Here is a 24,806-nt window from a genome sequence, read left to right as displayed (position 1 = left end):
TTGCTTGCCGTGTCGTTGCCATGTCACTGTGCCAACCCGGCCGGGGGATGCTTTCCTGAAAGAGACTCGCACACGACCGGGGAGGACGGTGGGACATGAGCCCGGCCGGCGCGACCGCGATCGAGCCCGAAACCCCGGCCCCGCCGGTCCGGCGGGCCTCCCGCCCGATCGAGCTGACCGGCTCGTTCGACCACGAGGGGCACCGGCTCTGGTACACCGAGTTCGGCAGCGGCGACCAGGTCGTCGTCCTCACCCACGGGATCATGCTGACCCGCCGGATGCACGCGCCGCTGGCCCGCCGGCTGGCCCGCGCGGGCTTCCGGGTGATCACCCTCGACCTGCTCGGCCACGGCGACTCCGACCGGCCGACCGAGTCCTGGCTGTACTCGATGCCGTCGTTCGCCGACCAGACCCTGGCGCTGCTGGACCACCTCGAGGTGTCGTCCGCGGTGGTCGGCGGGACGTCACTGGGCGCGAACGTCTCGCTGGAGGTGGCGGTCCGGGCGCCTTCGCGGGTGCGCGGGCTGATCGTCGAGATGCCGGTGCTGGACAACGCGATCGTCGCGGGGCTGGTGACGTTCGCGCCGCTGCTGATGGCGGCCCGGTTCCTGCCGTTCACCGTGCAGGCGGTGGCCTTGGCGGCCTCGGTGGTCCCGCACGGCAACCAGTGGGTCGACGTCGTGACGGACACGCTGTCGCAGCGTCCCGCGCCGATGGCGGCGCTGCTGCACGGGGTGCTGTTCGGCCGGATCGCGCCGCCGAAGTCGGTGCGCCGCAAGATCACGACCCGCGCGCTGGTGATCGGCCACCAGGGCGACCCGATCCACCCGTTCGGCGACGCAGACACCCTGGCGGTCGACATGCCGGCGGCGGAGTTCGTCCAGGCCCGCAGCCCGGTCGAGCTGCGGTTCGACCCGACCCGGCTCTCGGACGCGATCCGCGACTTCGCGGCGAGCTGCTACGAAGACTGAGCCGGCCACGATCACGCGTGATGCCCCTCGGGGCACGCGTGGTTCCCGTCAGGACACGGGGGCCAGACCGGCCACCGGGCCGATCACGATGACCGCCGGGGGGCGGACTCCCGCGGCCGCCGCGTCCGCGACCACTGTGTCCAATGTGGACCGGAGGGCGCGCTGGGTGCGCATCGTGCCGTCCTCGATGATCGCCACCGGGGTGTCCGCGGGGCGGCCGCCGTCCAGGAGGGCCTTCGCGAACTGCGGGAGCCGCTCCACGCCCATCATCAGCACGATCGTGCCCTTCATCCGGGCCAGGAGGTCCCAGTCGACCAGGGACCGGTCGTCGCCGGGGGCGACGTGGCCGGAGACCACCACCACCTCGTGGGCCACGCCGCGGTGGGTCACCGGGACGTCCGCGGCCGCCGGGACCGCGAACGCGCTCGTGATGCCCGGGACCATCGTCACCGGGATGCCCGCCTCCGCGCAGGCCAGCACCTCCTCGAACCCGCGGCCGAACAGGTACGGGTCGCCGCCCTTGAGCCGGACGACGAACTTGCCCTCCTTGGCGCGCTCGATGAGCGTGCTGTTGATGACGTCCTGGCTGGCCGCGCGGCCGTACGGGATCTTCGCCGCGTCGACGATCTCCACCTCCGGCGCGAGCTCGTCGAGCAGCTCGCGCGGCGCCAGCCGGTCCACCACCACGACGTCCGCGCGCGACAGGAGCCGACGGCCGCGGACGGTGACCAGCTCCGGGTCGCCCGGGCCGCCGCCGACCAGCGCGACGCCGGGCAGGGTGCCCTCCGGGTGCGGCTGGCGGCCGTCTTCGATCGTGCCGTTGTGCAGGCCGTCCAGCATCGAGTCGCGGACCGCCGCCGAGCGCAGCGGCTCGCCGCCGGAGAGGACACCGAACAGCAGGCCGCCGTGCCGGCCGGACGCCGGGGTGACGGCCGAACCCGACTCGCCCTCGTCGGCGCGGACGCAGAACACCCGCTCGCGCTCGGCCTCGGCGCAGATCGCCGCGTTGACCTCGGGATCGTCGGTGCAGGCCAGGGCGTACCAGGCATCGCGAAGGTCACCGGGCTCGTAGCGGCGTTCGTGCCAGACGAGTTCGCCCGCGTCCACCATCCCCTGCACCGACGGCGTCGTGTGCGGCGACACCAGCTCGACGCGGGCCCCCGCGCTGATCAGGCGGGGCAGCCGGCGCTGGGCCACGGAACCGCCGCCGAACATCACGACGCGGCGGCCGGTGAGCTGGAGGCCGGAAAGGTAGTGCGGGTCGTCCATGGGCGGGAGTTTATTGGCGGTTCACCCCTGCGCCAGCCCAGCGTGGGTCATGCCACGCGGAACAGCGGCCCGCGGACGGCAGCCGCGCGCCCCGCGGCACGGGGTACGCGTGCTCGCGGCGCGGCCGGACGTGGTCGCACCGGGTGCCGGTGATGAGGATCGGCCCGTCCGGCGTCGCCGGCTGGCGGCGCGACACCCGCGCGTAGCCGCGCACCGGCAGCTGCGGTGGTCGAGGGCACGGATCTCCCGCCGACCCCGCCGGCAGGAGTCCACGCCGGGCGCCGGGTGAGGTGTTCGATCAGCGACAGGTGGATACCGCGGCCCGCCGCCCGGCGCGGCCCGCAGGTGACGTGGACCTGTTCCTGCGGGGTCAATCGCGTCACGCGGCGGTCACGGTTCGGCTTCGGCATCCGGTTCACCAGCTCGACTTCGCGACGCCGGGCAGCTCGCCGTTGTGCGCGGCCTGCCGCACCTTCACCCGCGACAACCCGAACTTCCGCAGGTAGCCACGGGGACGACCGTCGGCGGCGTCCCGGTTGCGGATCCGCGTCGGGCTCGCGTCCCGCGGCAGCTTCTGCAGCGCGACGACGGCCTCGGCCTTCTCCTGCGCCGACGAGCCGGGGGCGGCGATCACGGCCTTGAGCGCGCGGCGGCGATTGACGTACCGCGCGGCGACCACCTTCCGCTGCTCGTTCTTCGCGATCTTCGACTTCTTGGCCATCAGCGCTCTTCCTTGAATCGACGTGCTTGCGCGCGACCGGGTCGTACTTGCGCAGGACCACCCGGTCCGGATCGTTCCGGCGGTTCTTCTTCGTCACGTACGTGTAGCCGGTGCCCGCGGTCGACCGCAGCTTGATGACCGGCCGGACGTCGGTGCTCTTCGCCATTACAGCTTCACCTCCTTCGCCTTCAGCTCGGCCACGACGGCCTCGATGCCGCGTTTGTCCACGGTCTTCGTGCCCTTGGCGTGCGAGACCTGCTTGCCGTAGCCCGGCTTGCGGCCGGTCACCTGGCACACGGCGGACAAAGGCCCTCCCAAGTTGATAGTGGTTTTCATTTCCATGTACCGTAGCGCACCGGACCCCGCCCGCATTCCTGGAGCCCCGGTGACCCACCACACCCGCGTCCCGCTCGTCCTCGTGAGCGGTCTGGCCGGACGCCACGCTCGCCGAACTGTGGTGACGGACCAGACACCCCCGGACGAGATCGACGCGGCCCTCCGCGGCGCTCTACTGACCGAAGCGGAACTCGCGGCCGGACCCGGGGCTTGGGCGCACTACCCCGATCCGTTCGGGGACTGGCACGGGGAACCGCCCGAAGACACCGAACCGACCCGGCGCGGCGCGACCGCGGCGAACCGAAAGGAAGACCGATGAAATCCGGCATCCACCCCGACTACCAGCCCGTGGTGTTCAAGGACTCGTCGACCGGCGACGCCTTCCTGACCCGCTCCACCATCGCCTCCGACCGGACGATCGAGTGGTCGGACGGCCGCACGTACCCGCTCGTCCTGGTCGACATCAGCTCGTGGTCGCATCCGTTCTGGACCGGCACCCAGCGGATCATGGACAGCGCCGGCCAGGTCGAGAAGTTCCACCGCCGCTACGGGAAGCGCGGCGGCCGCTGATAGCCGTCCCCAAACGCAGGACCTCGCGCAGCAACACCTCCACGCGCAGTGAGCGTGCCGGTCGGCTTCCGCGGCGCGGGCGAGACGACGCTGTTCGACCACACCCTCGCCAGTTCCCCGGCGTCCGACCCGGTGGCGCTGGGGCATTTCGTCCGAACTCCCTTGACGACCGGGCAAAAATGACGGCATGGACGGGCGCCGGTACCTGGAGAAGCTGATTGCCGACCGCCTCGGCGCGGGGCGGGGGCAGCCGGAGTCCGGGCGGCAAGCCGCGGTCGACCGGCCGGAGATCCGCGGCGTGGCGATCGGCCTGGTGGCCGCGGGAACGCTGGCCCAGGAGGACGCCGAGGAGATCCTCGCCGACCTGGACGCCACCCTGGAACGGTCCGGCCGGCTCGAGGTGGTGCACGCGGAAGGCTCGGCCACGATGCAGGCCCCGCCGGTGGCCCGGCGCGTGGGCGCCGAGCGGCCCGAGTGGCGGCAAGCGATCGAGGAGCCGCCGGCGCCGGTCCTGCGGCACGTGGTTTCGCTGGCGGGCCGCACCTTCACGATCGGCGACCGCACAGCGCAGCTGGTGAGCCTGGAGGTGTGGTCGTCCCTCGTCGTCCTGACCATGGCCCACGACGGCGTCGATCCGCGCCGCGTGCGGGAGCACTTCGCACTCCGCACACGCTGGCGTGGGTGGGATGACGCCGGCACCCAGTACCGCGGCGGTGGTGGCGGCGGGTCGGGATCCCACGGCCTGCTCGTGGAGCGGCGGATCTTCGAACCCGGGCCGCCGGCCGAGGCCCGGGTGCTGACCCTGGCCGCCGAGTCCGAAGACGGTCAGACCACCGTCGAAGTCCCGCTCGGCTGACCCCCTCAGTGGTCGTCGTAGTGGTCCTCGTGGACCGCGTGGCGGTGCCCGTCGTGCAGGTAATCGACGTGGTCGCCGTGCGGGACCGCGATGTGGCCGCAGCCGTCGCCGTGGGTGTGGTGCTCGTGCTCGGGGTGGGGCACGTGCCCGGTGATCTCGCACTCGTCGAAGTGGCCGTCGTGGGCGCGGTGCAGGTGGCCCTCGTGCACGTAGTCCACGTGGTCGCCGTGCGGCACCGCCGCGTGGCCGCAGCCTTCGCCGTGGGTGTGGTGCTCGTGGCCGGCGTGCGGAACGTGCAGGTGCGTCATCGGCGGTCCCCTCCAGGTCAGTCCACTTCGGACGGTAACACCGGAGACCGGCCACCACCCGGGCGAAACCTCCCGGCTCACCCGATAGCGGCGCTCTCGTCCGAGTTGATCAACCCAGGTTTATCAGTCTAGGTTGACGATCGTGACGGACGAGGAACTCCTCCAGGCGAGCGCCGATCTGCGCGTCGCGCTCGGCCGGCTGGTCCGGCGGCTGCGGCAGAGCTACGTCGCCGGCGAACCGACCCTGCCCGAACGCTCGGTGCTGTCCCGGCTCGACCGCGAGGGGCCGGCCACCCCCGGGTGTCTCGCCGACCTCGAACGGGTGAAACCGCAGGCCATGGGCGTCACCCTCGCCGGGCTGGTCGACCGCGGGCTGGTCGAGCGGCGCAGGGACGACTCCGACGGCCGCAAGGTGCTGATGTCGGTCACCGAGGCCGGCGTCAGCCTGCTCACCGACCGGCGCTCGCAGACGACCCGGCAGATGGCGGCCGCGCTGGCCGGGAAGTTCACCGAAGCCGAGCGGCGCGCGCTGGTCGCGGCCATCCCACTGATCGAGCGGCTGGCGGACGAGCTGTGAGCTACAAGTGGGTCGCGCTGTCGAACACCACCCTCGGCGTGCTGATGTCCGCCCTCGACGGCTCGATCGTGATCATCTCGCTGCCGGCGATCTTCCGCGGGATCGGGCTCGACCCGCTCGCCCCGGGCAACATCGGCTACCTGCTCTGGATGATCCTCGGCTACCTGCTGGTGCAGGCCGTGCTGGTGGTGACGCTCGGGCGGCTCGGCGACATGTTCGGCCGCGTCAAGATGTACAACGTCGGGTTCGTCGTGTTCAGCGCCGCGTCGGTGGCGCTGTCGTTCGACCCGTTCCACGGCGGCGGCGGGGCGCTCTGGCTGATCGGCTGGCGGATCGTCCAAGCCGTCGGCGGGTCGATGCTGACGGCGAACTCCGCGGCCATCCTCACCGACGCCTTCCCGGCGCGGCAGCGCGGGATGGCGCTGGGCGTCAACCAGATCACCGCGCTCGCCGGGCAGTTCCTCGGCCTGGTCGTCGGCGGCCTGCTGGCCGAGATCGACTGGCGCGCGGTGTTCTGGGTCAGCGTGCCCTTCGGCCTGCTCGGCACGATCTGGTCGATCCGCAGCCTCCGCGAGGCCGGGACGCCGCAGCGCGCGAAGATCGACTGGGGCGGCAACGCCACCTTCGCGGCCGGGACCGCGCTGGTCCTCGCCGCGATCACCTACGGCATCCAGCCGCACGGCGGCGCCGCCACCGGCTGGGGCAACCCCTGGGTGCTCGGCGGGATCGGCGCCGGAGTGCTGCTGCTCGTGGTGTTCGGCATCATCGAGACCCGCGTCGCCGCGCCGATGTTCCAGCTTTCCCTGTTCAAGATCCGGGCGTTCGCCGCGGGCAACATCGCCGCGTTGCTGACTTCGGTCGCCCGTGGTGGCATGCAGTTCATGCTCATCATCTGGCTGCAGGGCATCTGGCTGCCCCTGCACGGCTACGACTACGAGCGGACGCCGTTGTGGGCCGGCATCCACCTGCTGCCGCTGACCGTCGGGTTCCTCGTCGCCGGGCCGGTGTCGGGGTACCTGTCCGACCGCTTCGGCGCCCGGCCGCTGGCCACCGGCGGGCTGCTGCTGGTCGCCGCGGCGTTCTTCGGGCTGCTGGCGCTGCCGGTGGACTTCCCGTACCCGGCGTTCGCGGCGCTGCTGGTCCTCAGCGGCATCGGCCAGGGCATGTTCGCCGCGCCCAACACGTCGGCGATCATGAGCAGCGTCCCCACCGAGCAGCGCGGGGTCGCCTCCGGCATGCGGGCGACGTTCCAGAACTCCGGGACGTCGCTGTCGATCGGCGTGTTCTTCTCGCTGATGATCGCCGGGCTGGCCTCCTCGCTGCCGCAGACGCTCACCGGTGGCCTGCAGGCCCACGGCGTCCCGGCTCCGGTCGCCGACGGGGTCGCGCAGCTCCCGCCGGTCAGCACGCTGTTCGCCGCGTTCCTCGGCAGCAATCCGGTCGGGCACCTGCTCGGCCCGGACGTCCTGGCCGGGCTGGCGCCGGGCGACCGGGCGGCGCTGACCGGCGGCGAGTTCTTCCCGCGGCTGGTCTCCGGACCGTTCCACCACGGCCTGGTGGTCGTGTTCACCGCGGCGGCGGCGATGGCCGTCGTCGCCGCGATCGCGTCCGCGTCGCGCGGCGGGCGTTACCTGCACTCCCCCGAAGAAGGCTTGCCCGAACAAGCGAAGGAGAACCGATGAAGGACGAGATCGTCGCCGGGACGGTCACCATCTCCGGCCACGGCGGGGACGAGCTCGAGGCGTACCTGGCGAAACCGACCGACGCGGCCCCGCGCGGCGGCGTCGTGGTGATCCACCACCTGCCCGGCTACGACGCGGCGACGAAGGAGATGGTCCGCCGCTTCGCCGTCGAAGGCTACAACGCACTCTGCCCCAACCTGTACACGCGCGAAGCGCCGGGTGCGGACCCGGACGACGCCGCCGCGACGGTCCGCGCGGCGGGTGGCGTCCCCGACGACCGCCTGGTGGGTGACGTCTCGGGCGCGGCGGACTACCTGCGTGCGCTGGAGAACGCGAACGGCCGCATCGGCGTCATCGGGCACTGCTCCGGCGGCCGTCACGCGTTCCTGTCCGCGTGCTCGCTGGACCTCGACGCGGCGGTGGACTGCTACGGCGCCTTCGTCGTCAACGATCCGCCGGAGGCCATGAAGCAGATGAAGCCGCTGCTGGGCCTGGCGCCGCAGCTGTCCTGCCCGCTGCTCGGGATCTTCGGCGCCGACGACCAGTTCCCGAGCCCGGACGAGGTGGCGGTGCTCGCGGCGGAGCTGGAGAAGCACGGCAAGGAGCACGAGTTCCACACGTATGCCGGCGCCGGCCACGCCTTCTTCGCCGTCGACCGCCCGAGCTACCGCCCCGAAGCCGCGAAGGACGGCTGGGAACGCATCCTCGACTTCTACGCCCGCACGCTCACCGCCTGAGAGGACCCGCGCATGTGCACCTACCTGACCGAAAAGTTCGAGCTCGAGGGCAGCGGCAAGGGCGCCCGCGGCTGGTTCCGGCTGGCCGAAGGCACCGTGTACGTCGACCACCCGGTCCACGCGCCGTACGCGCACACGGTGAACATCGACTTCCGGAACCCGGCACTGGGCGCCTCGGCGCGCGTGGCCCTCGAACTGACCGAAGAGGACGCCTTGGCCCTGGCGGACGCCATCCACGCGGCCGTCAAGTCCGCGCCCGCGGGGCTGGCTTCGCGCACCCAGTGAAGTTCAGGGCGTGTAGAGGGCGCCCAGGAATTCGAGCAGCAGCCGCTCCCGCAACGGCGCCGGTGCCGTTGCGAGGAGCGCGTTGATCTCCGCCATCCGGTCCGGCAGTCCTGAAGCGCCACCCAGGCCCGCTGCCGCCAGCAGGCCCGCGAACTGCTCCGGTGTCAGCGTGTCCGGGTCGAGGGCCGCGACGAACTCGGCCACGGCGGGGTCGACGACCACCGGACCGGCCGCGCGGGCCGCGTCCACCGAGGCCGCCAGGTCGGTCAGGAACTCCGGCTCGCTGCCGTGGTTGGCCGCCGTCACCGTCAGGTGCAGGTTCGCCGGGGATGCTTCGAAAGCGAACTGCGGCTGGACGTACCAGCCGCGCGCCTTCATCTCGTCCGCCACTGTGAAGAGGTCGAAGCCGTCGTCGCCGGTGAACGCGACCAGCGTCGACACCGGGTCGCCCAGCACCCGGAGCCCCGGCAGGTCCTCGATACCGGCGCGGAGGCGCGCGGTCGCTTCACGAGCGGCCGACGCCAGCTGCAGGTAGCCGTCGGCACCGAGGTGGTGGACGACCGCCCAGGCCGCGGCCAGCGGGCCGCCCGAGCGCGTGCTCTGGATCGTCGTGTTCAGCATCGTGTACCCCGGCCAGCCGGCGCTCGCGAAGTAGTGCGTGCGCCGCAGCTGCGCCGAGGCGTGCAGCAGCACCGACGTCCCCTTGGGACAGTAGGCGTACTTGTGCAGGTCCACCGAGATGCTCGTGACGCCGGGGACGCGGAAGTCGAACGACGGGACGTCCGCGCCGAGGCGGGCGAAGTACGGCAGCACCCAGCCGCCGATGCAGGCGTCGACGTGCATCCGGACCCCTCGCGCCGCCGCCGCGGCCGCGATTTCGGGGATCGGGTCGAGCACGCCGTGGGCGTAGGACGGCGCGCTCGCCACGACCAGCACCGTCGAGCCGTCGATCGCCGCGGCCATCGCCGCCGGGTCGGCGCGGAAGGTCACCGGGTCGACCGGGACGTCGATCCGCCGCAGCCCGAACAGGTGGGCGGCCTTGTGGAACGCCGCGTGCGCGGTCGTCGGCAGCACGATCGACGGCTCGGCGATCGACGGGGCGGCGTCCCGCGCGGCCAGCACCGCCAGCAGGCACGACTCGGTGCCGCCGGACGTCACCGAACCGACCACGCCCGGAACGTCACCGAGCAGCTCGGCGGCGGCCGAAACGAGGTCGTTCTCCATCTTGAGCAGGCTGGGGAACGCCGTCGGGTCCAGGCCGTTGGCCGACGACGCCAGCGCGTGCGCCGCCGCGCCCAGGGAGTCCACTTCGGACAGACCGCTGTCGTAGACGTAGGCCAGGGTCCGGCCGCCGTGCGTCGGCAGGTCACCCGCGCGCAGCTGCCGGAGCTGTTCGAGGACGTCCTCAGGCGAGCTCATGCCGCGGCTCCAGCACCGTGCGCCGCAGCAGCGGCAGGGCGAGCGCGATGAGCACCCCGGGGACGATCGACGCCCCGACGAGGATCGCCACGATTGCGCTGTGCGGCTGGAACGCGGTGGCGTCCGTGCTGGACACGTATCCGCCGAACTGCAGGATGAGCGCCCAGAGCCCGCCGCCGAAGGCCAGGCCGAGGGTCTCCCCCGCCGTCCACACGCCGGCCGCGATCCCGGCGCGGGTCTCGCCCGTGCGCTCCTCTTCAGCGGTGATCAGGTCGGGCAGGATGGCCAGCGGGAACACCGAAATCCCGGCGTAGCCGACGCCGCAGAGCGCCACGAAGAGGAACGACACGACCAGCGGGATCGACTGGGCGAAGACCAGCCCCAGCAGGCCGACCGCGAAGGCCGCGGTGGCCAGGCGGAAGCCGTTGAGCTTGCCGACCCGGTCGCCCAGCCGCGGCCACAGCGGCATGGTGAGCAGCGCCGGGCCGACGAAGATGACGAACAGGATCGTCCCGTAGCCCTCGCTGCCCAGGATGCGCTGCGCGAAGAACGGGATCGCGGCGAGCACCGTGCCGATGCCGAGCGCCTGGATGAAGTACGTGCCGAGCAGCCAGCGGAACGGCCGCCAGGCGGCGAGCGTACGCACCAGTTCCTTCAGCCGCACGGTGTTCGGCCGCAGCGAGCCGACCGGGGCGTCCTTGAGCCCGAAGTAGACCAGCAGCGTCGCGGCCAGCACGATCAGCCCGATCACCACGGCCATCACGCGGTAGCCGGCGACCCCGCCGACGCCGGCGCTGATGGCGGGCGCCCCGCCGCCGCAGATCAGGATCGTCACGGCGAGCACGCCGATGCGCACGCTGGTGAGCTTCGTCCGCTCGGTCGCCGATTCGGTCAGCTCGGCCGGCAACGCGTTGAACGGCACCTGGAACAGCGCGTACGCCGTGGCGCAGGCGGCGAACATGATCGCCACGTACAGCGCGTCGGGCAGCGGGCTGCCGAAGCCGGGGTGGGCGAACATCGCCGCGAACAGGATCGCCACGCCGATGCCGCCGATCAGCAGGAAGCGGCGCCGGCTGCCGGTCTTGATCAGGTCGGCGTCGGACAGCCGGCCGGCGACCGGGTTGAACAGCACGTCCCAGGCCTTGGGCACGAACACGATCGCCGCGGCCCAGCCCGCGGGCACGGCCATCGTGTCGGTCAGGTACTTGACCAGGACCAGGCCGGGAACCGTGCCGAAGGACCCGGTGACGAACGAGCCGAGCGAATAGCGGAACCTCGTCCGGCCGGACAGCGTCGCCATGGTCCTCCTCGAAGGCGTACCGGGTGCCCGCATGAGTATTCGATCTCGGCGGGCACCCGGTAGTGGGTCGAGGGAATCGTGCCATCGTCGTGACCTTCGGCACGGACCGGCCCGCGCTAGTGTCGCGCGGCCGGAGGGTCGGCAGGGCCCCGGCTCAAGCGCCCCAAGGCGGCCTTGGTTGCGTCTGACGCACCCAATGTGGCCTTCGGTGCGTCTGACGCACCGAAGGCCACATTGGGGCGCTCGGGACCCGCACCCGCGCTCGGCTCGGTGAGGGTCGGCTCGGTGAGGGTCGGCTCGGTGAGGGTCGGCTCGGTGACGGTCGGCTCGGTGAGGGTCGACGAACCTGCGACGCGCGGTATTAGCCGAGCGCGCGGGCGATCTTCTCCAGTGTCGCCGCGTCACCGCGCAGGAGCAGTTGCGTGACGACGGTTTCCTCCCAGGCCTGCAGCTCGTCGCGGATCTTCGCCGGCGGCCCGATCAGCGAGGTGTCCTCGACCAGCGACGTCGGGATCGCGGCCGTCGCCTCCTCCTTGCGGCCGGCCAGGTAGAGCTCCTGGACCTTGTCCGCCACGTCCTCGTAACCGAGGCGGGCGAAGACGTCGTGGTGGAAGTTGACACTTTTCGCGCCCATCCCGCCGATGTACAACGCCAGCGACGGCTTGATCCAGCTCGCCGCCTCCTCGACGTCGTCGTGCACGATCACCGGCAGCGAGCACGGCACCTCGAACGTGTCGAAGGTGTGCCGCGCGCCCGGCCGCGCGAAGCCCTCTTCGAGCGCGGCCTTGTAGAAGCCGTTGCTCTTGGGCGAGAAGAACAGCGGCAGCCAGCCGTCGGCGATCTCCGCGGCCAAGGCGACGTTCTTGGGTCCCTCCGCGGCCAGGTGGATCGGGATGTCCTTGCGGAGCGGGTGCACGGTCGGCTTCAGCGCCTTGCCGAGCCCGGTGCCGCCCTTGAGCGGCAGCTGGAAGTGGTCGCCGTCGAGGGTCACCGGCGCCTCGCGGGCGATCACCTGCCGGACGATGTCGACGTACTCGCGGGTCCGGGCCAGCGGCTTCGGGTACGGCTGGCCGTACCAGCCCTCGACGACCTGCGGGCCGGACGCGCCGAGCCCGAGCACCATCCGGCCGCCGGAGAGGTGGTCGAGGGTCAGGGCGCTCATCGCCGTCGCGGTCGGGGTGCGCGCGGCCATCTGGACGATGTTCGTGCCGAGCCGGATGCGGCTGGTGGCGGCGCCGTACCAGGCCAGCGGCGTGAAGGCGTCCGAGCCGTACGCCTCCGCCGTCCACACCGAGTCGAAGCCGAGCTCCTCGGCCTTGAGGACGGCCTCCAGCGCACCCGGGGTCGGGCCGCTCTGCCAGTACCCGATGTGGAATCCCAGCTTCACGAAGGCCTCCTAGACGTGGGGTGCGTAGTGCTCGGGCTTGCCCCGCTCCGGCAGCGGCGGCAGGTTCCTGGGTGGAGTCTCGACCACGGGGGCGTCCACGGCCACCTGCCCGCGTTCGCGACGCCAGCCGGCGCGGGCCCGCGGGTGGTAGCGGCGGTCGTGCGGGATGAGCTTGAACACGGCGTCGACCAGCTTCCCGAACCGCCGGTGCCGTCGCGCGTCGCGTTCGGTCCAGCGGAAGCCGAGCAGGTCGCGGATCTCGGGGTCGTAGAGGCCGGTCGTCAGCCAGACGAAGTGGCGGGCGACCACCCGCTGGACCGGCCGCCACAGCGCGTCCGGCAACCAGGGCAGGAACGGCGGCTTGCCGAGCCCGCGGATGTCGAGGACGTCCCGGGTGGCCTTGTTGTCCTCCAGGACCTCGGTGCACATGTGCTTCCAGTACCCCCGGAAGTCCTCCCAGCTCTCCGGGACCGGGCGCATGGTCAGGTCGTACAGCCGCCACCAGCGGACGTGCTCGTCGAACAGTTGCCGCTTCTCCGCTTCGCCGATGCCGCCCGCGAAGTGGTCGGCGATGAGGATCGTGCTGACGAAGAAGGTCGCGTGCGCCCAGTAGTAGGTGCCGGGGTCGAGCGCGTGGTAGCGGCGGCCCTGGGCGTCGACGCCCTTGATGCGGTCGTGGTATCCGCGGACCTGCAGGGCCGTCGCGTGGGCGCGCGGTCCGTCGTAGACGACCCCGCCGATCGGGTAGAGCGAGCGGAACAGCCGCTGCCAGCGCTCTTCGAAAAACCGCGAGTGCTGCTCGACGCCGGCGCCGAGGCCGGGGTGCATGTTCTGCATCGACCCGGCCCACAGGCCGACGAGCAGGCCGCGCCAGTCGCCGAAGTACTTCCACGTCAGCGAGTCGGGACCCAGCGGCTGGGGCGTCATCGGCGCACTCCTCGTCGAGCCTCGAACTGACCACGGCCGTTGTCAGGCTAGGATCTGACAACAGTTGTAGTCAACCGAGGAGTCACCATGCCGGGCCGGACCTGGGCGGGCACGACGCTGGACGACCGGAAGGCGCTCCGGCGCGGGCAGCTCCTCGCCGCCGGGCTGGAACTGCTGGGCACCGAGGGTTCGGCCGGGACGAGCGTCCGTGCGGTGTGCCGGCACGCGAAGCTGACCGAGCGCTACTTCTACGAAAGCTTCGCCGACCGCGAAGAGCTCGTCGCGGCGGTCTACGAGCACGTCGGCGAAGAGGCGCGGCAGGCGCTCGTCGACGCGGTCCGGGACGCGCCCACCCCGGTGCTGCGGGCGGAGCACGCCGTGCGCGCGTTCGTCGAACTGATCGTCGACGACCCGCGCAAGGGCCGGGTCCTGCTGCTGGCGCCGCTGACCGACCCCGCGCTGACCCGCCGGGGGCTGCACCTGCTGCCGGTCTTCGCCGCGCTCGTCGGCGAGCAGCTGTCCCGCGGCGACGAGACCGAACGCCGGATGGTCGCCGTCGGGCTGGTCGGTGCCCTCGGCAACGTCTTCATCGCCTACCTCGACGGGTCGCTGAAGGTTTCGCGCGAGCGGCTCGTGGCGCACTGCGTGAACCTCGTCCTCGGTGCCGACGGCCACCGACCCACCTCCTCCCCTGAACCAACTCCCTGAGCCGACCCCCTGAACCGACCCCCTGACGGTCGCGCGGCGGATCGGGCACACTCAACCCATGCGTACCGCTGGGCGGAACGACGGCGTGAGCGGCGACGGTCTCGTCGCGGCCCGGCTCGCCGCGCTCCTGGAGGCCTTCCGGCCGGGTGACGAGACCCTCGGCGTCTCCGAGCTGGCCCGCCGGACCGGCCTGGCCAAGACGACCGTGCACCGGCTCGTCGGGCACCTGGCCGAGACCGGCCTGCTCGAACGCGACGCCGGGGCCGTGCGCCTCGGCCTGCGCCTGTTCGAGATCGGCCAGCTGGCCTCGCCCCGCCGCGGCCTGGTCGAGGCGGCCCGGCCGTACCTGGCCGACCTCCGCGAGGCCACGCGCAACACGGTCCACCTGGCGATCCTCGAAGGCACCGAAGTCGTGTACCTCGACGTGCTGCGCGGACCCGACGCGCCGACGCTGCCCTCGCGCATCGGCGGCCGGTTTCCCGCGCACGCCACCGGCGTCGGCAAGGCGATCCTCGCGTTCTCGCCGGAATCGGTGGTGGACAAGGTGATCGAGGCGGGGTTGCCGCGGATGAGCGCGCGGACGATCACCGCACCCGGGTTGCTCCGGCGCCAGCTCACCCGCGCCCGGGAGGACGGGATCGCCTTGGAGCGCGAGGAATCCGGCGTCGGCGTGGTGTGCGCGGCCAGCCCGCTGCTCGACGCCCGCGGTGTCGCGGTCGCGGCGGTGTCGATCTCCGGCTGGGCCAACCGGATGCGGACCGAACGGGTCGCCCCGGCCGTCCGGACGGTGGCGCTCGCGTTGACCCGGACACTCTCCGGCCCGGCTCCCGGCGAGCGGAAATAATCTTGCCCCGCAAGGGTTCCGGCGGTGGGGTCCCGGAATCGCGGGGCCGGGGCGACCCGCTACAGTCCGTGCAATGGCCCAGCACCGCCCGGTCTCCGCCGCCCACCGGTTGCTGTCGCTCGACCTCGTCCTCGCCCTGTCGGCGCTGGCCGCCGGGCTGCGCGTGCTCTACCTCGCGGCCCCGGAACCGGCCCTGCCCACCGAAGCGGCCACCGTCGCGCACGCCTACGCGCTCGGCCACCTGACGTCGTTCGCCGACGCGGGCGGGGCCGGCGTCAGCCCGTTCGGCTGGCTCCAGCTGGCCGCGGCCACGACGATCTCGGACGCGTTCGGCCGTTCGGCGACGGCCCTGGCGGCGGTCCGCGAAACCGTGCTCGCCGCGGCGCTCACCGGCGCGGTGCTGCTGTGGATCCTGGCCCGCCGCCTGGGCTTGACGCGCTGGGCGGCGTCGGCGGCGGTGCTGCTGCTCGCGGCCTCCCCGCTGGCGCTCGGCGTGCAGCGGCTGGTGGTGGTGGAGCACCTGGCGGCGGTGTGGGCGCTGGGGGCGCTGGTCCTGATCACCCGCCCGGAAGCCCGCGTCCGGCACGACGCCGCGGCGGCGGCCTGCCTGCTGGCGGCGGTGCTGACGTCACCGCTGGCCCTGGTGTTCCTGCCGGCCGCGGGCTGGCTGCTGGTGCGCCGCGCGCCGGTCCGGGCCGCACTGGTGGCGGTGGTGCTGAACCTGGGGCTGGGCCTGGCGTTCGGCCCGGCAGCGGCCGTCCTGCGCCCCCACCTGGCGGCGGCAACGGGCCCGTCGGTGGCGGACTGGGCGGCTCTGGATCCGGCGTGGGCGGTCCTGTCGGCGGTCGCTTCGGTGGCGGCGCTGGGGGTGAAGCCGCTGCGGCCCTTGGCGGCGACGGGCCTGCTGCTCGCGGCGACGCTGCTGGTGCCGGGCGTGCCGGCCACGGCGGTGCTGGCGCTGGTGGTGCCGGTGACGCCGGTGCTGGTGGCGGGGGTCGCTCAGGCGATCCTCCGGCGTGGTTTTCCGGCGCGCGACGGGAAAGTGCCGCGCCTGGTACGGCCCGGACCGGCCGAGGCCACCGCGGCGTGCCGGAAGGCCGCGCACCACGGGGGCGCCGACCGGACCGGGGGTGCACCTGCCGACGCCACCGCGCGCTTCGGCCACGAGAGCGATCCGCGCTCAGGCCGGGCGGCCGACTCGGCCCGTGCGGTCACCCGGCACCTCGGCTCGGGCCACTCCGACCGCCCCTCGCCCGCCCACCGCCGGGACGCGAACCGCCCGCGCCGGACGGAAATCGCGCCACCCACCGCCGCCGGACGCCCCGCGCACCACGGCCGTCCGGCCCGGCGGCGGCTCGTGCCCGCCCTCCTGCTCGCCGCCTTCGCCGTCAGCTGGGGCCTCGGCTACCCCGCCCTGCACCCCACCCTCGACCGCGGCGGCCCGCTCGCCTCGGCCCGTGATTGGTTGCAGGCCAACGCTTCCGGCTCGCGGTTGCTCGTCGACGACGCCGCGTGGGCCGAACTCGCCGGCTCCGGCTGGCCGACCGGCCTGCTCGCCGCGCCCGCCGCGTGCGCCGTCGCCTGCCCGGCCGCCGAGTGGGCCGTCTTCGGGGGCGGCGAAACCGGCCTCCGGCAGCACTACCCGGCGCTCGACGCCGCCTTCGCCGGCGCCGGCGCCACCGCGGTGTTCGGCTCCGGTGCCACCCGGGTCACCGTCTGGCGGCTCGGGCTGCCCCCGGCCGATCCCGCCGCGCCGCCCGAGGCACCGGCCCGGGCCCACGCCGGCGAAGCCCTGACCGAGTCGGCCCGGATCGCCCTCACCACGCAGGCCGCCGACGTGCTGCGCGAAGGCTGCGCGGACCCGCGGCTCATCACCACGATCGCCGCGCTCGCCGCCCTCCAGCCCGTGGGTGTCGCCGCCTTCCCCGAGGTCCCCGGCGAGGACGCCGCCGGGCAGCCGCGCCGCCGCGTCCTGCTGACCGGCGGCGAAGCCGGCACGACCGCGTTCTACGCCGGGCAGCGCGACCTGTTCCGCCCGGCTTCCGTCGTCCGGACCGCCGACGGCGTGCTCGTCACCTACCCGCTGTTCGCGCCCCCGGGGCTGCTCGTCCGCTAGATTTTTGGTTCGTGGGCCGGGAAAGCGGGTTGGTGATCACCGCCTACGACGAGGTCCGGATCCTCGATGTGGCCCGCGCGCGGCGGCTCGCCGCGATCACCGGCCCGCCGGACACGCTGACGGTCGTCGGCGGCGCGGGCAACGGCGCCACGGCGGCCCCGCCGCTGAAGGAGCTCGCGTTGCGGCTGCTCGCCGAGTCGCAGCTGGTGACCCGGGTGGTGCGGGGACGAGCGGCGCGTCCCCGCACCGCCGCTACAGCGCCGAGACGGTGCGCTCCGGGTGCGCGGGCCGGGGCAGGGCCGGGACGCCGGCCAGCAGGCCACGCCGGGCCAGCTCCGGCCGGACGCCGTCGCCGAACCAGTACGCCTCCTCCAGGTGCGGGTAGCCCGACAGCACGAACTCGCGCACGCCGACGCTGTGGTACTCCTCGATCAGGTCCGCGACCTCTTCGTGGCTGCCGACCAGCGCGGTGCCCGCGCCGCCGCGGACCAGGCCGACGCCCGCCCACAGGTTGGGGTGGATCTCCAGCCCGCGCACCCCGTCGCCGTACCGGCCGCCGTGCAGCGCGACCATCCGCTGCTGCCCCACCGACTCGCTGGCGGCCAGCTGCGCCTGGGCCTTCGCGACCTGCTCCGGGCTCAGGGCGTCGAGCAGCTTCTGCGCCTCCGCCCAGGCCTCGGCCGAGGTGTCCCGCGAAATCGTGTGCAGCCGGACGCCGAACCGGATCGGCCGGTCCCCGGCCAGCTCCCGCACCTTGCCGATCTTCTCCGCCACCTGCGCGGGCGGCTCGCCCCACGTGAGGTAGACGTCGGCGTGCCGCGCCGCGACCGGCAGCGCGGCCGGCGAGGAGCCGCCGAAGTAGATCGGCGGCAGCGGGTCCGGCGCGGCCAGCGTCGTCGCGCCTTCGACCCGCAGGTGCTCGCCCGCGAAGCTGAACGGCTCGCCGGACCAGACCCCGCGCACGATGGTCAGGAACTCGTCGGTGCGGGCGTACCGGGCGTCGTGGTCGTGCCAGTCGCCGAACCGGCGCTGCTCCACCGCATCGCCGCCGGTGACGACGTTGAGCAGCACCCGGCCGCCCGACAGGCGCTGGAACGTTCCCGCCATCTGCGCGGCCAGCGTCGGCGAGATGACGCCCGGACGGAACGCGACGAGGAACTTGAGCCGGGTCGTCTCGCGGATCAGCGCGGCCGTGGTGAGCCACGCGTCCTCGCACCACGTGCCCGTCGGGGTCAGGACGCCTTCGAAGCCCTGCCGTTCGGCCGCGCGGGCCACCTGGGCCAGGTAGTCCAGGTCCGGGTCGCGCTGGGCGGCCGGGCCCGCGGACCGGTTGGCGTGGAAGCGTTCCACGATCGTGCGGCCGTCCCCGCTGGTGGGCAGGAACCAGTGCAGCCCGATGCTCATCCGTTGCTCCTCGCCGCGTCCAGGTCGGGGCCGAACCGCCGGTCGACGAAGGCGGCGAAGTCCACCTTCCCCGGCAGCGTCTTCTCTTCGGTGAAGGCATCCGCGAGCTGCTGTTCGGCGGCCACCACGGTGTCGTCCAGCACGATCGGCACGTCACGGCCCGCCGCGACGGCCTTCTGCGCGACTTCGAGCTTCAGCCCGGTCTCCTTCGCCCACGCCTGCGCCCACGCTTCGCGGTGCGTGTCGGCCCACTTCTGCGCCTTCACCACCCGCACGGCGAAGTCCCGCAGTGCGGAGTTCTTGCCGGGGTCGCCGAGTGCCGCCGTGCTCGCGGTCAGGAAACCCAGGCCGTTGGACGCGCCGCGACCGTCGGCCAGCACCCGCGCGTGGGCCTCGAGCTGGGCCTGCGCGGTGTAGGGGTCCCAGATCGCCCAGGCGTCGATCGTGTGCTGCGTGAACGCCGCGTAGGCCTCGGACGGCTGGAGGAAGCTCAGCTTGACGTCCCGGGTGGACAACCCGTTGTTGTGCAGCGTGTTCAGCAGCTGCCCGTGCGCCGAAGTGCCCTTGGCGACGCCGATCGTCCTGCCCTTCAGCGCAGCGACGTTCTGCAGCGGAGAGTCCGGCGGGACGAGGACGGCCTCCCGTTCGACGTTGCTGCGCGACACGCTGATCACCTTGATCCTCGCCTTCGCGGCGGCCGCGAAGATCGGCGGCGTGTTGCCGACGCGCCCGGTGTCGATCGCGCCGGCCGAGGCGGCCTCGAGCAGCGGCGGGCCGGAGGTGAACGTCGCCCATTCGATCCGGTACGGCGTCCCCTGCAGCAGGTTCGCCGCGGTGAGCAGCGACTTCACGCCGCCCTTCTGGTCACCCACCTTGAGCGTCACCTTCGCGAGGTCGGCGTTGCCCACCGCGGCCGGCACGGCGGCCGGACCGTCGCCGGTCGCCGTCCCGCACGCGGACAGCGCCAGCGCCGCCCCGACGATGGTGATTCCCTTACGCCACAGCATCTTCGGTCACTCCCAGGTCGGCCAGCACGCGGCGGCGGAGGTCGTCGTGGCCGGCGGTGTCGCGCGGCCGGTGCGCGGCCACGATCCGCCCGCCGTCGAGCACCAGGACCCGGTCGGCGAGCCGCAGGGCCTCGTCGACGTCGTGGGTCACCAGCAGCACGCCCGGCCGGTGCCGCCGCCAGAGGTCCTGGACCAGGCCGTGCATGGAGATCCGCGTCAGCGCGTCCAGGGCGCCGAACGGCTCGTCGAGCAGGAGCAGGCCGGGTTCGCGCACCAGCGCGCGGGCCAGCGAGACGCGCTGCGCCTCGCCGCCGGACAGCGTGAGCGGCCAGTCGTCGGCGTGCTCGGCCAGGTGCACCTCGGCCAGCGCCTTCTCGGCGAGCGCCCGGTTGCGCGACTTGGTGACGCCGTCCTGGCGCAGGCCGAGGACGACGTTGCGCCAGACCTTCCGCCACGGCAGCAGTCTCGGCTGCTGGAAGGCGACCGAGACGGTCCCGGTGACTTCCGCGGTGCCTTCGACGTCGCCGTCGAGCCCGGCGAGCACCCGCAGGAGCGTCGACTTGCCGGATCCGCTGCGGCCGAGCAGGGCGACGAACTCGCCGCGCTCGACGGTCAGATCGAGTCCGCTCAGGACGGACCGCTCCCCGAACCGCTTGGTGAGGCCGGCGACCTCGGCTACCGGGTTCGCCACCGCAGCACCTTCCGTTCGAGCAGCCGGACCAGCGCGTCGGTGACCAGGCCGAGCAGGGCGTACAGGACCAGCCCGACGACCACGACGTCGGTGCGCAGGAACTCCCGGGCGTTGTTGATGAGGTAGCCGACCCCGGCGTCGGCGTTGACGGTCTCGCCGACGATCAGCGCGAGCCAGGCCAGGCCGAGCGACTGCCGCAGCCCGACGAGCGCCTGCGGCAGGGCACCGGGCAGCACGACGTGCCAGAGCCGTTCCGCACGGCTGAACCCGAGCGCGCGGGCGGCTTCGACGAGGGCGGGGTCGGCGCCGCGGATTCCCGAGTGGACGTTGAGGTAGAGCGGGAAGGCCACGCCGAGCGCGACCAGCACGATCTTCGTCTCTTCGCCGATGCCGAACCACAGGATGAACAGCGGGATCAGGCCGAGGAAGGGCAGGGTGCGCAGCATCTGCACCGGCGGGTCGACCAGGGCCTCACCCCAGCGGGACAGCCCGGAGACGATGCCGAGCAGGACGCCGGCGACCGCGCCGAGGGCGAACCCGGCACCGACCCGGCCGAGCGAAACGGCGAAGGCGTCACCGAGTTCGCCGCTGCGCGCGGCTTCGATGCCGGCCTGCACGACCGTCCACGGTGCACTGAGCTTGTCGGGCGGCAGGACGCCGGTGGCGCTGGCGAGCTGCCAGGCGGCCAGCAGCACCACCGGGCTGATCCAGCGCCGCAGATCGAGCCGCCGGGTGGCTTTGCGCGGCGGCTCGGCGGCGCGTTTCCGGGCGTGCGCGAGCACACCCGTGGTGGAAATCGACACGGACTTCTCCCGGGGACGGGGACGTTCTCGGATTGCGTGGCCCCGACCATCCGGGGAGTGGGAACCGAAGTCAATCGGCGCCCACTCCGTGAACGGCCCACGTTTCACCCCGTGGAACGACTTGGCTCAGCCGCCGAACATGACCTTCCATTCGTCGAGCGACCGCGGCCGGTAGACGAAGTTGGTGCGCTTGACGTCCGACAGCGCGGCGGACGGTTCGGCCGAATACTGGTGCCCGGGGTAGACGACCGGGTCGCCGGGCAGGCCGGCGAGCGCCTGCAGGCTGCGGTAGATCTCTTCGGCGTCACCGCCCGGGAAGTCGGTGCGGCCACAGCCTTCCAGGAAGAGCGTGTCGCCGGAGACCAGCTTGTCCTCGACCAGGAAGCACTGGCTGCCCGGCGTGTGCCCGGGCGTGTGCAGCAGCCGGATCGGAATGCTGCCGACCTCGAGGACGTCGTCGTGGTCGTGGGCGCGCAGATCGCTGCCGGAGACGCCGGTGACCCGCTTGACCCACTCGGTTTCGGCGCCGTTGACGTGGATGGGCACCGGCTCGGCGGCGAGCAGTTCGGCGATCCCGGGCAGGGAGAAGCCGAGCATCTCGCCGCCGACGTGGTCGGGGTGGTGGTGGGTGGCGAGCACCCCGGTGAGCCGCATCCCGTCCTGCGCCAGGACGTCGAGGAGGTCCCGCACCGCGTAGGCCGGATCGACGATGACGGCGTCGCCCGTTTCGCGGTCGCCGATGAGGTAGGCGAAGTTCACCATCTGCGTCGCGACGGGGTCCCCGACGGCGAAGTCACGCCCGGCGAGCAGCTGCCGGAAGTAGAGCCGATCAGTCATGCCGGTCACCCTACGGGCCGCTCTGCGCCGGCGCGGCGGCCTGGGTGAGTGCCGCCAGGACGGCGGCCACCGCGGGCGGGTCGGGTGGGTCGCCGTAGGTGGCCGCGTGGATGCGGCGGTGGACGCCCGGGAGTTCGGTCGCGTGGATGCCGGGATGGCGATGCGCTCGCAGCGCGAGCCCGGGCAGGGTCGCGACACCGAGGCCGGCCGCGACCAGGGACTGCACGACGACCATGTCGTCGCTGGACGAACCGAGGCGCGGGCTGAAGCCCGCCCCCGCGCAGATGGCGGTCAGCTCCGCGCGGCACCGGGGGCAGCCGCCGATCCAGGCCGAGTCGCGGTGGGCGGCCAGGCTGTCGCCCGGCCGCCGGCTGATCAGGTGGATCGGGTCGTCGGCGAGGTGGCGGAACCGGAACCCGGCCTCCTCGGCCGGGGCGCCGGCGTGCTGGAAGACGAGGGCGACGTCGAGTTCGCCGCGGCGCAGCATGTCCAGCGCTTCGACGGGGTGCCGGTCGACCAGGCTCAGCTCGAGCCCCGGGTGCGCCTGGGCCAGCGACGCGGCGGCTTTCGGCACGAGGGTGCTCAGCGCGGACGCGTTGGCGGCCAGCCGGACGCGCCCGGCTCGCAGGCCGACCTGCGCGGCCAGTTCTTCGGCCGCCGCGGCCACGCGTCCGGCGATTTCGGCGGCGCGGTCGGCCAGCAGCCGGCCTTCCGGCGTCAGGCGGATCCCGCGCCCGGCCCGCTGCACGAGCCGGGCGCCGGTGGCCGCTTCCAGGCGGGCCAGGTGGTGGCTCACCGACGGCTGCGAATAGTGCAGTTCCCGCGCCGCTTCGGTCACCGAGCCGTGCCGGGCCACCGCGGCCAGGACCTCGAGCTGGACCAGGTTCAGCATTCATCGAGAATATCAATGGTTCGCCGGCTCGATTGGCATTGGACGTCATGCGACGGCCGGGCCATCCTGGTTCCGGAGCAGCCGACCGAGGAGGACACGGACATGACCGGCAAGGTGACCTGCGACCTCACGATCACCCTCGACGGGTACGCAGCCGGGCACCACCAGACCGAGCAGCGCCCGTTCGGCGACGACGGCGGCGACGGCTGGGGCGACAAGCTGCACGCCTGGTTCGGCGAAGGCCGCGACGAGCACCCCGCCGAGTTCGACCGGATGCTGACGGCCAAGGCGTTCATCATGGGGCGCAACATGTTCGGCCCCGTCCGTGGCGAATGGGACCGGCCGTGGACGGGCTGGTGGGGCGACAACCCGCCCTACCACGGCCCGGTCTTCGTGCTCACCCACCACCCGCGCGAGCCGCAGCCGATGGCGGGCGGCACCACGTTCCACTTCGTCACCGACGGCATCGAGGCCGCGATGGCCCGCGCCCGCGAAGCCGCCGGCGACGGCGCGATCTCCGTCCACGGCGGCCCGAGCACCGTCAACCAGTACCTCGCCGCGGGCCTGGTCGACGAACTGCGGGTGCACATCGCGCCGTACACGCTCGGCGGCGGCGTCCGGCTGTTCGACGGCGTCGGACCGCTGAACCTCGAGCAGCTGGACGCACGGGCGACGCCCTCGGTCACGCACCTGCGGTACCGCGTCCTCCGGTGAGCCCGGCCCACTCGTGGACGTTCCCGCGGTGCAGCCCGGCATAGGCTCGATCCCGGAGCACGTTCGCTTCCTGATCGGTCAACGTCCGGTCCAGGGGACGGAGGACCAGGCGGACGAGCAGGTTCTTCTGGCCCGGCGTCGCGCCGAGCCGGGCCCGGGCCTGCGCCGGCAGCCGGACGTACGGCGTCTCCTGCCGGATCTCGACCGACTCGACGACGTCGGCTTCGTCGCCGAGGGCGTCGCGGACGCGGTCGCCGAGGTCTTCGGCGCGGTCGTCGGCCGGCACCGCGATCGACAGGTCGCGGCGCACCGGCGGCAGCGCGGAAACCGGCCGGTAGGGCGCGAGGTCCGTCAGCTGCGCGGCGATGGCGGGCTCGGTCGAGCGCAGCAGCCGGATGTCCGGGATTCCTTTGCGCAGCATGACCATCCGGTCGAGACCCAGGCCGAGCGCCAAGCCGGACCAGCCGTTGCCGAGCCCCGCCCGCGCGAGGACACCGGCGTGGGCGAGCCCGCACTCGGCGACCTCGACCCAGCGCCCGTCGTGTTCGACGTCGAGCTGCGCACCGTCCACTGTGTACGGATGACGGCGCGCGCCGAGCCGCCAACGCCGGTCCGGCACGAGGGCGGCGACCATCTCCTCGAGGTCGGCCCGGGTGACGGTGCCGCGGACGATCCGCCAGAGGTCGAGCTGGTGCGGCGTGCCACTGTGCAGCCGGTCGATGCTGTCGCGGCGGTAGACGAGGCCGGGACACACGAGCAGCACGTCGTCGGCGGGGTCGGCGGCCAGGTTCCGCAGTGCGGCGGGGACGAGGGCGGTGGAGTGGCTGCGCAGGACGTGCCGGTCGTCGACGTACCGGGTGTAGCGGGCGTCGCGCGTGACGTCGGCCGGGTGGTAGCCGAGGTTGTCGTAGTTGTCGGCGACCGTGACGATGCGGTCGCCGGGGCACCTGCGGACCTCGCAGGACCACAGGCCGGCGAGGCTTCGGACGGCTTCGTCGACGAGGAGCTGGACGGCGTGCGGCCCGGCGCCGGGATCGGTGAGATCGCGGACGGCGAGGTCGCGGGCGAGCTGGGCCGGGGTGAGTGTTGCGGGCATGGTGGAACCTTCGGGCTCGGGTGGGTTTCGAGGGCGGTTCCCCCTGGCCCGGACGGCCCGGCGAAAGGTCAGGCGGGCATGGCGCCGAGACCCCGCCGGCCGGAAAAGGCCAGGGGGCCGGTAAATCGGCGGTACTCCGCAACGACGGCCACGAATCCAGGGTAGCGGTGTCTGTCACCCGGTTATCCGCGCCGGAGCCGGCTGCGGCCGGGGCGGTACCGCCCTAGGGCGTGTCTGACAAAAGTTCCGGCTGGCTGCTGGGATGCTGCTGGTCGTGTCGCGGTTTCAGTTGCTCTCCGATGATCAGTGGGCGTTGATCGAAGACTTGCTGCCGGTCCGGACCGGTAGG

26 protein-coding genes and 1 pseudogene are annotated in these 24,806 nt (G+C 73.0%); 11 read left to right on the top strand and 16 right to left on the bottom strand.

All coding sequences use genetic code 11. From position 1 onward, the window contains the following. Positions 1-95 precede the first annotated feature (95 nt). The gene (locus ACLJOU_RS40725) at positions 96-971 is read left to right on the top strand and encodes an alpha/beta fold hydrolase (RefSeq protein WP_410574621.1); all 876 of its coding nucleotides are present in this window, start codon (positions 96-98) and stop codon (positions 969-971) included. A gap of 48 nt (positions 972-1,019) precedes the next feature. Here ACLJOU_RS40725 and cobA read toward each other — a convergent pair whose 3' ends face one another. The 4 genes and pseudogenes from cobA to ACLJOU_RS40705 form a co-directional block, all read right to left on the bottom strand. After that, positions 1,020-2,240 (bottom strand): uroporphyrinogen-III C-methyltransferase, encoded by a 1,221-nt coding sequence (gene cobA, locus ACLJOU_RS40720; protein ID WP_410574620.1) that lies wholly within the window; start codon positions 2,238-2,240, stop codon positions 1,020-1,022. Between the two features lie 415 nt (positions 2,241-2,655). Continuing rightward, positions 2,656-2,961, bottom strand: a complete 306-nt coding sequence (gene rpsN, locus ACLJOU_RS40715) for a 30S ribosomal protein S14 (RefSeq protein ID WP_410574619.1) — start codon at positions 2,959-2,961, stop codon at positions 2,656-2,658. 7 nt (positions 2,962-2,968) lie between these two features. Then, positions 2,969-3,127 (bottom strand): annotated as a pseudogene (rpmG, locus tag ACLJOU_RS40710) (50S ribosomal protein L33); the annotation flags it as partial. After that, complete coding sequence (locus ACLJOU_RS40705) at positions 3,127-3,267, bottom strand: large ribosomal subunit protein bL28 (protein ID WP_410574618.1); 141 nt, start codon at positions 3,265-3,267, stop codon at positions 3,127-3,129. The gene ACLJOU_RS40705 and the pseudogene rpmG, both read right to left, overlap by 1 nt. 345 nt (positions 3,268-3,612) lie before the next feature. On the opposite strand from ACLJOU_RS40705, the gene ACLJOU_RS40700 reads away from it, so the two are divergent. Together ACLJOU_RS40700 and ACLJOU_RS40695 are read left to right on the top strand one after the other, a co-directional pair. Continuing rightward, positions 3,613-3,867, top strand: coding sequence for a type B 50S ribosomal protein L31 (locus tag ACLJOU_RS40700; protein WP_410574617.1), 255 nt, complete (start codon positions 3,613-3,615; stop codon positions 3,865-3,867). A 187-nt stretch (positions 3,868-4,054) separates the two neighbouring features. Continuing rightward, positions 4,055-4,723: a hypothetical protein gene (locus ACLJOU_RS40695; protein WP_410574616.1), complete on the top strand. Its 669-nt coding sequence runs from the start codon at positions 4,055-4,057 to the stop codon at positions 4,721-4,723. Between the two features lie 5 nt (positions 4,724-4,728). Here ACLJOU_RS40695 and ACLJOU_RS40690 read toward each other — a convergent pair whose 3' ends face one another. Then, entirely contained in the window at positions 4,729-5,031 is a 303-nt protein-coding gene (locus ACLJOU_RS40690) for a hypothetical protein (protein ID WP_410574615.1), read from the bottom strand. A gap of 142 nt (positions 5,032-5,173) precedes the next feature. Here ACLJOU_RS40690 and ACLJOU_RS40685 point away from each other — a divergent pair, with 142 nt between their 5' ends. From ACLJOU_RS40685 to ACLJOU_RS40670, 4 genes are read left to right on the top strand one after another with little or no spacing between them, the layout of a single operon-like run. Next, positions 5,174-5,608: a MarR family winged helix-turn-helix transcriptional regulator gene (locus ACLJOU_RS40685; RefSeq protein WP_410574614.1), complete on the top strand. Its 435-nt coding sequence runs from the start codon at positions 5,174-5,176 to the stop codon at positions 5,606-5,608. Further along, positions 5,605-7,290, top strand: a complete 1,686-nt coding sequence (locus ACLJOU_RS40680; protein WP_410574613.1) for an MFS transporter — start codon at positions 5,605-5,607, stop codon at positions 7,288-7,290. The genes ACLJOU_RS40685 and ACLJOU_RS40680 overlap by 4 nt, the downstream gene beginning before the upstream one ends. After that, on the top strand, positions 7,287-8,027 hold the full coding sequence (locus ACLJOU_RS40675; protein ID WP_410574612.1) for a dienelactone hydrolase family protein: 741 nt from the start codon (positions 7,287-7,289) through the stop codon (positions 8,025-8,027). Before ACLJOU_RS40680 ends, ACLJOU_RS40675 begins: the two co-directional genes overlap by 4 nt. A gap of 12 nt (positions 8,028-8,039) precedes the next feature. Continuing rightward, entirely contained in the window at positions 8,040-8,312 is a 273-nt protein-coding gene (locus ACLJOU_RS40670) for a DUF6295 family protein (protein WP_410574611.1), read from the top strand. A gap of 3 nt (positions 8,313-8,315) precedes the next feature. Here ACLJOU_RS40670 and ACLJOU_RS40665 read toward each other — a convergent pair whose 3' ends face one another. From ACLJOU_RS40665 to ACLJOU_RS40650, 4 genes are all read right to left on the bottom strand, one after another. Next, positions 8,316-9,731 carry a pyridoxal phosphate-dependent decarboxylase family protein gene (locus ACLJOU_RS40665; protein ID WP_410574610.1) on the bottom strand — a complete coding sequence of 472 codons (1,416 nt, stop codon included), beginning with the start codon at positions 9,729-9,731 and terminating at the stop codon, positions 8,316-8,318. Further along, entirely contained in the window at positions 9,718-11,031 is a 1,314-nt protein-coding gene (locus tag ACLJOU_RS40660; RefSeq protein WP_410574609.1) for an MFS transporter, read from the bottom strand. The genes ACLJOU_RS40665 and ACLJOU_RS40660 overlap by 14 nt, the downstream gene beginning before the upstream one ends. A 361-nt stretch (positions 11,032-11,392) precedes the next feature. Next, complete coding sequence (locus tag ACLJOU_RS40655; RefSeq protein ID WP_410574608.1) at positions 11,393-12,418, bottom strand: LLM class F420-dependent oxidoreductase; 1,026 nt, start codon at positions 12,416-12,418, stop codon at positions 11,393-11,395. Between the two features lie 9 nt (positions 12,419-12,427). Further along, positions 12,428-13,345, bottom strand: coding sequence for an oxygenase MpaB family protein (locus tag ACLJOU_RS40650; RefSeq protein ID WP_410574607.1), 918 nt, complete (start codon positions 13,343-13,345; stop codon positions 12,428-12,430). Positions 13,346-13,432: 87 nt separating this feature from the next. On the opposite strand from ACLJOU_RS40650, the gene ACLJOU_RS40645 reads away from it, so the two are divergent. The 3 genes from ACLJOU_RS40645 (at position 13,433) to ACLJOU_RS40635 (ending at position 17,013) form a co-directional block, all read left to right on the top strand. Next, positions 13,433-14,053, top strand: coding sequence for a TetR/AcrR family transcriptional regulator (locus ACLJOU_RS40645; protein WP_410574606.1), 621 nt, complete (start codon positions 13,433-13,435; stop codon positions 14,051-14,053). A gap of 58 nt (positions 14,054-14,111) precedes the next feature. After that, positions 14,112-14,897 carry an IclR family transcriptional regulator gene (locus ACLJOU_RS40640; RefSeq protein ID WP_410574605.1) on the top strand — a complete coding sequence of 262 codons (786 nt, stop codon included), beginning with the start codon at positions 14,112-14,114 and terminating at the stop codon, positions 14,895-14,897. Between the two features lie 73 nt (positions 14,898-14,970). Then, entirely contained in the window at positions 14,971-17,013 is a 2,043-nt protein-coding gene (locus tag ACLJOU_RS40635; RefSeq protein ID WP_410574604.1) for a glycosyl transferase, read from the top strand. Between the two features lie 252 nt (positions 17,014-17,265). On the opposite strand, the gene ACLJOU_RS40630 is transcribed toward ACLJOU_RS40635, so the two are convergent. The 6 genes from ACLJOU_RS40630 to ACLJOU_RS40605 all read right to left on the bottom strand — a co-directional run bounded on the left by ACLJOU_RS40630 (position 17,266) and on the right by ACLJOU_RS40605 (position 22,647). Then, entirely contained in the window at positions 17,266-18,417 is a 1,152-nt protein-coding gene (locus ACLJOU_RS40630) for an LLM class flavin-dependent oxidoreductase (RefSeq protein ID WP_410574603.1), read from the bottom strand. Beyond that, on the bottom strand, positions 18,414-19,424 hold the full coding sequence (locus tag ACLJOU_RS40625) for an ABC transporter substrate-binding protein (protein ID WP_410574602.1): 1,011 nt from the start codon (positions 19,422-19,424) through the stop codon (positions 18,414-18,416). Before ACLJOU_RS40625 ends, ACLJOU_RS40630 begins: the two co-directional genes overlap by 4 nt. Then, positions 19,411-20,115, bottom strand: coding sequence for an ABC transporter ATP-binding protein (locus ACLJOU_RS40620; RefSeq protein ID WP_410574601.1), 705 nt, complete (start codon positions 20,113-20,115; stop codon positions 19,411-19,413). Before ACLJOU_RS40620 ends, ACLJOU_RS40625 begins: the two co-directional genes overlap by 14 nt. Beyond that, entirely contained in the window at positions 20,100-20,918 is an 819-nt protein-coding gene (locus ACLJOU_RS40615; protein WP_410574600.1) for an ABC transporter permease, read from the bottom strand. The genes ACLJOU_RS40620 and ACLJOU_RS40615 overlap by 16 nt, the downstream gene beginning before the upstream one ends. A 126-nt stretch (positions 20,919-21,044) precedes the next feature. Beyond that, positions 21,045-21,755 carry an MBL fold metallo-hydrolase gene (locus tag ACLJOU_RS40610; protein WP_410574599.1) on the bottom strand — a complete coding sequence of 237 codons (711 nt, stop codon included), beginning with the start codon at positions 21,753-21,755 and terminating at the stop codon, positions 21,045-21,047. Between the two features lie 10 nt (positions 21,756-21,765). Further along, positions 21,766-22,647 (bottom strand): LysR family transcriptional regulator, encoded by an 882-nt coding sequence (locus tag ACLJOU_RS40605; RefSeq protein ID WP_410574598.1) that lies wholly within the window; start codon positions 22,645-22,647, stop codon positions 21,766-21,768. A 102-nt stretch (positions 22,648-22,749) separates the two neighbouring features. Here ACLJOU_RS40605 and ACLJOU_RS40600 point away from each other — a divergent pair, with 102 nt between their 5' ends. After that, positions 22,750-23,361: a dihydrofolate reductase family protein gene (locus ACLJOU_RS40600; protein ID WP_410574597.1), complete on the top strand. Its 612-nt coding sequence runs from the start codon at positions 22,750-22,752 to the stop codon at positions 23,359-23,361. Here ACLJOU_RS40600 and ACLJOU_RS40595 read toward each other — a convergent pair. Continuing rightward, positions 23,330-24,457 (bottom strand): hypothetical protein, encoded by a 1,128-nt coding sequence (locus ACLJOU_RS40595; protein ID WP_410574596.1) that lies wholly within the window; start codon positions 24,455-24,457, stop codon positions 23,330-23,332. The two genes, ACLJOU_RS40600 and ACLJOU_RS40595, sit on opposite strands and share 32 nt — an antisense overlap. Positions 24,458-24,806 lie beyond the last annotated feature (349 nt).

The sequence above is a fragment of the Amycolatopsis sp. cmx-4-61 genome, from assembly GCF_046548775.1.
Taxonomy (GTDB): Bacteria; Actinomycetota; Actinomycetes; order Mycobacteriales; family Pseudonocardiaceae; genus Amycolatopsis.
The sequence above is the reverse complement of the archived record's forward strand: the minus strand, read 5'-3'. Positions and strand labels throughout refer to the sequence as shown.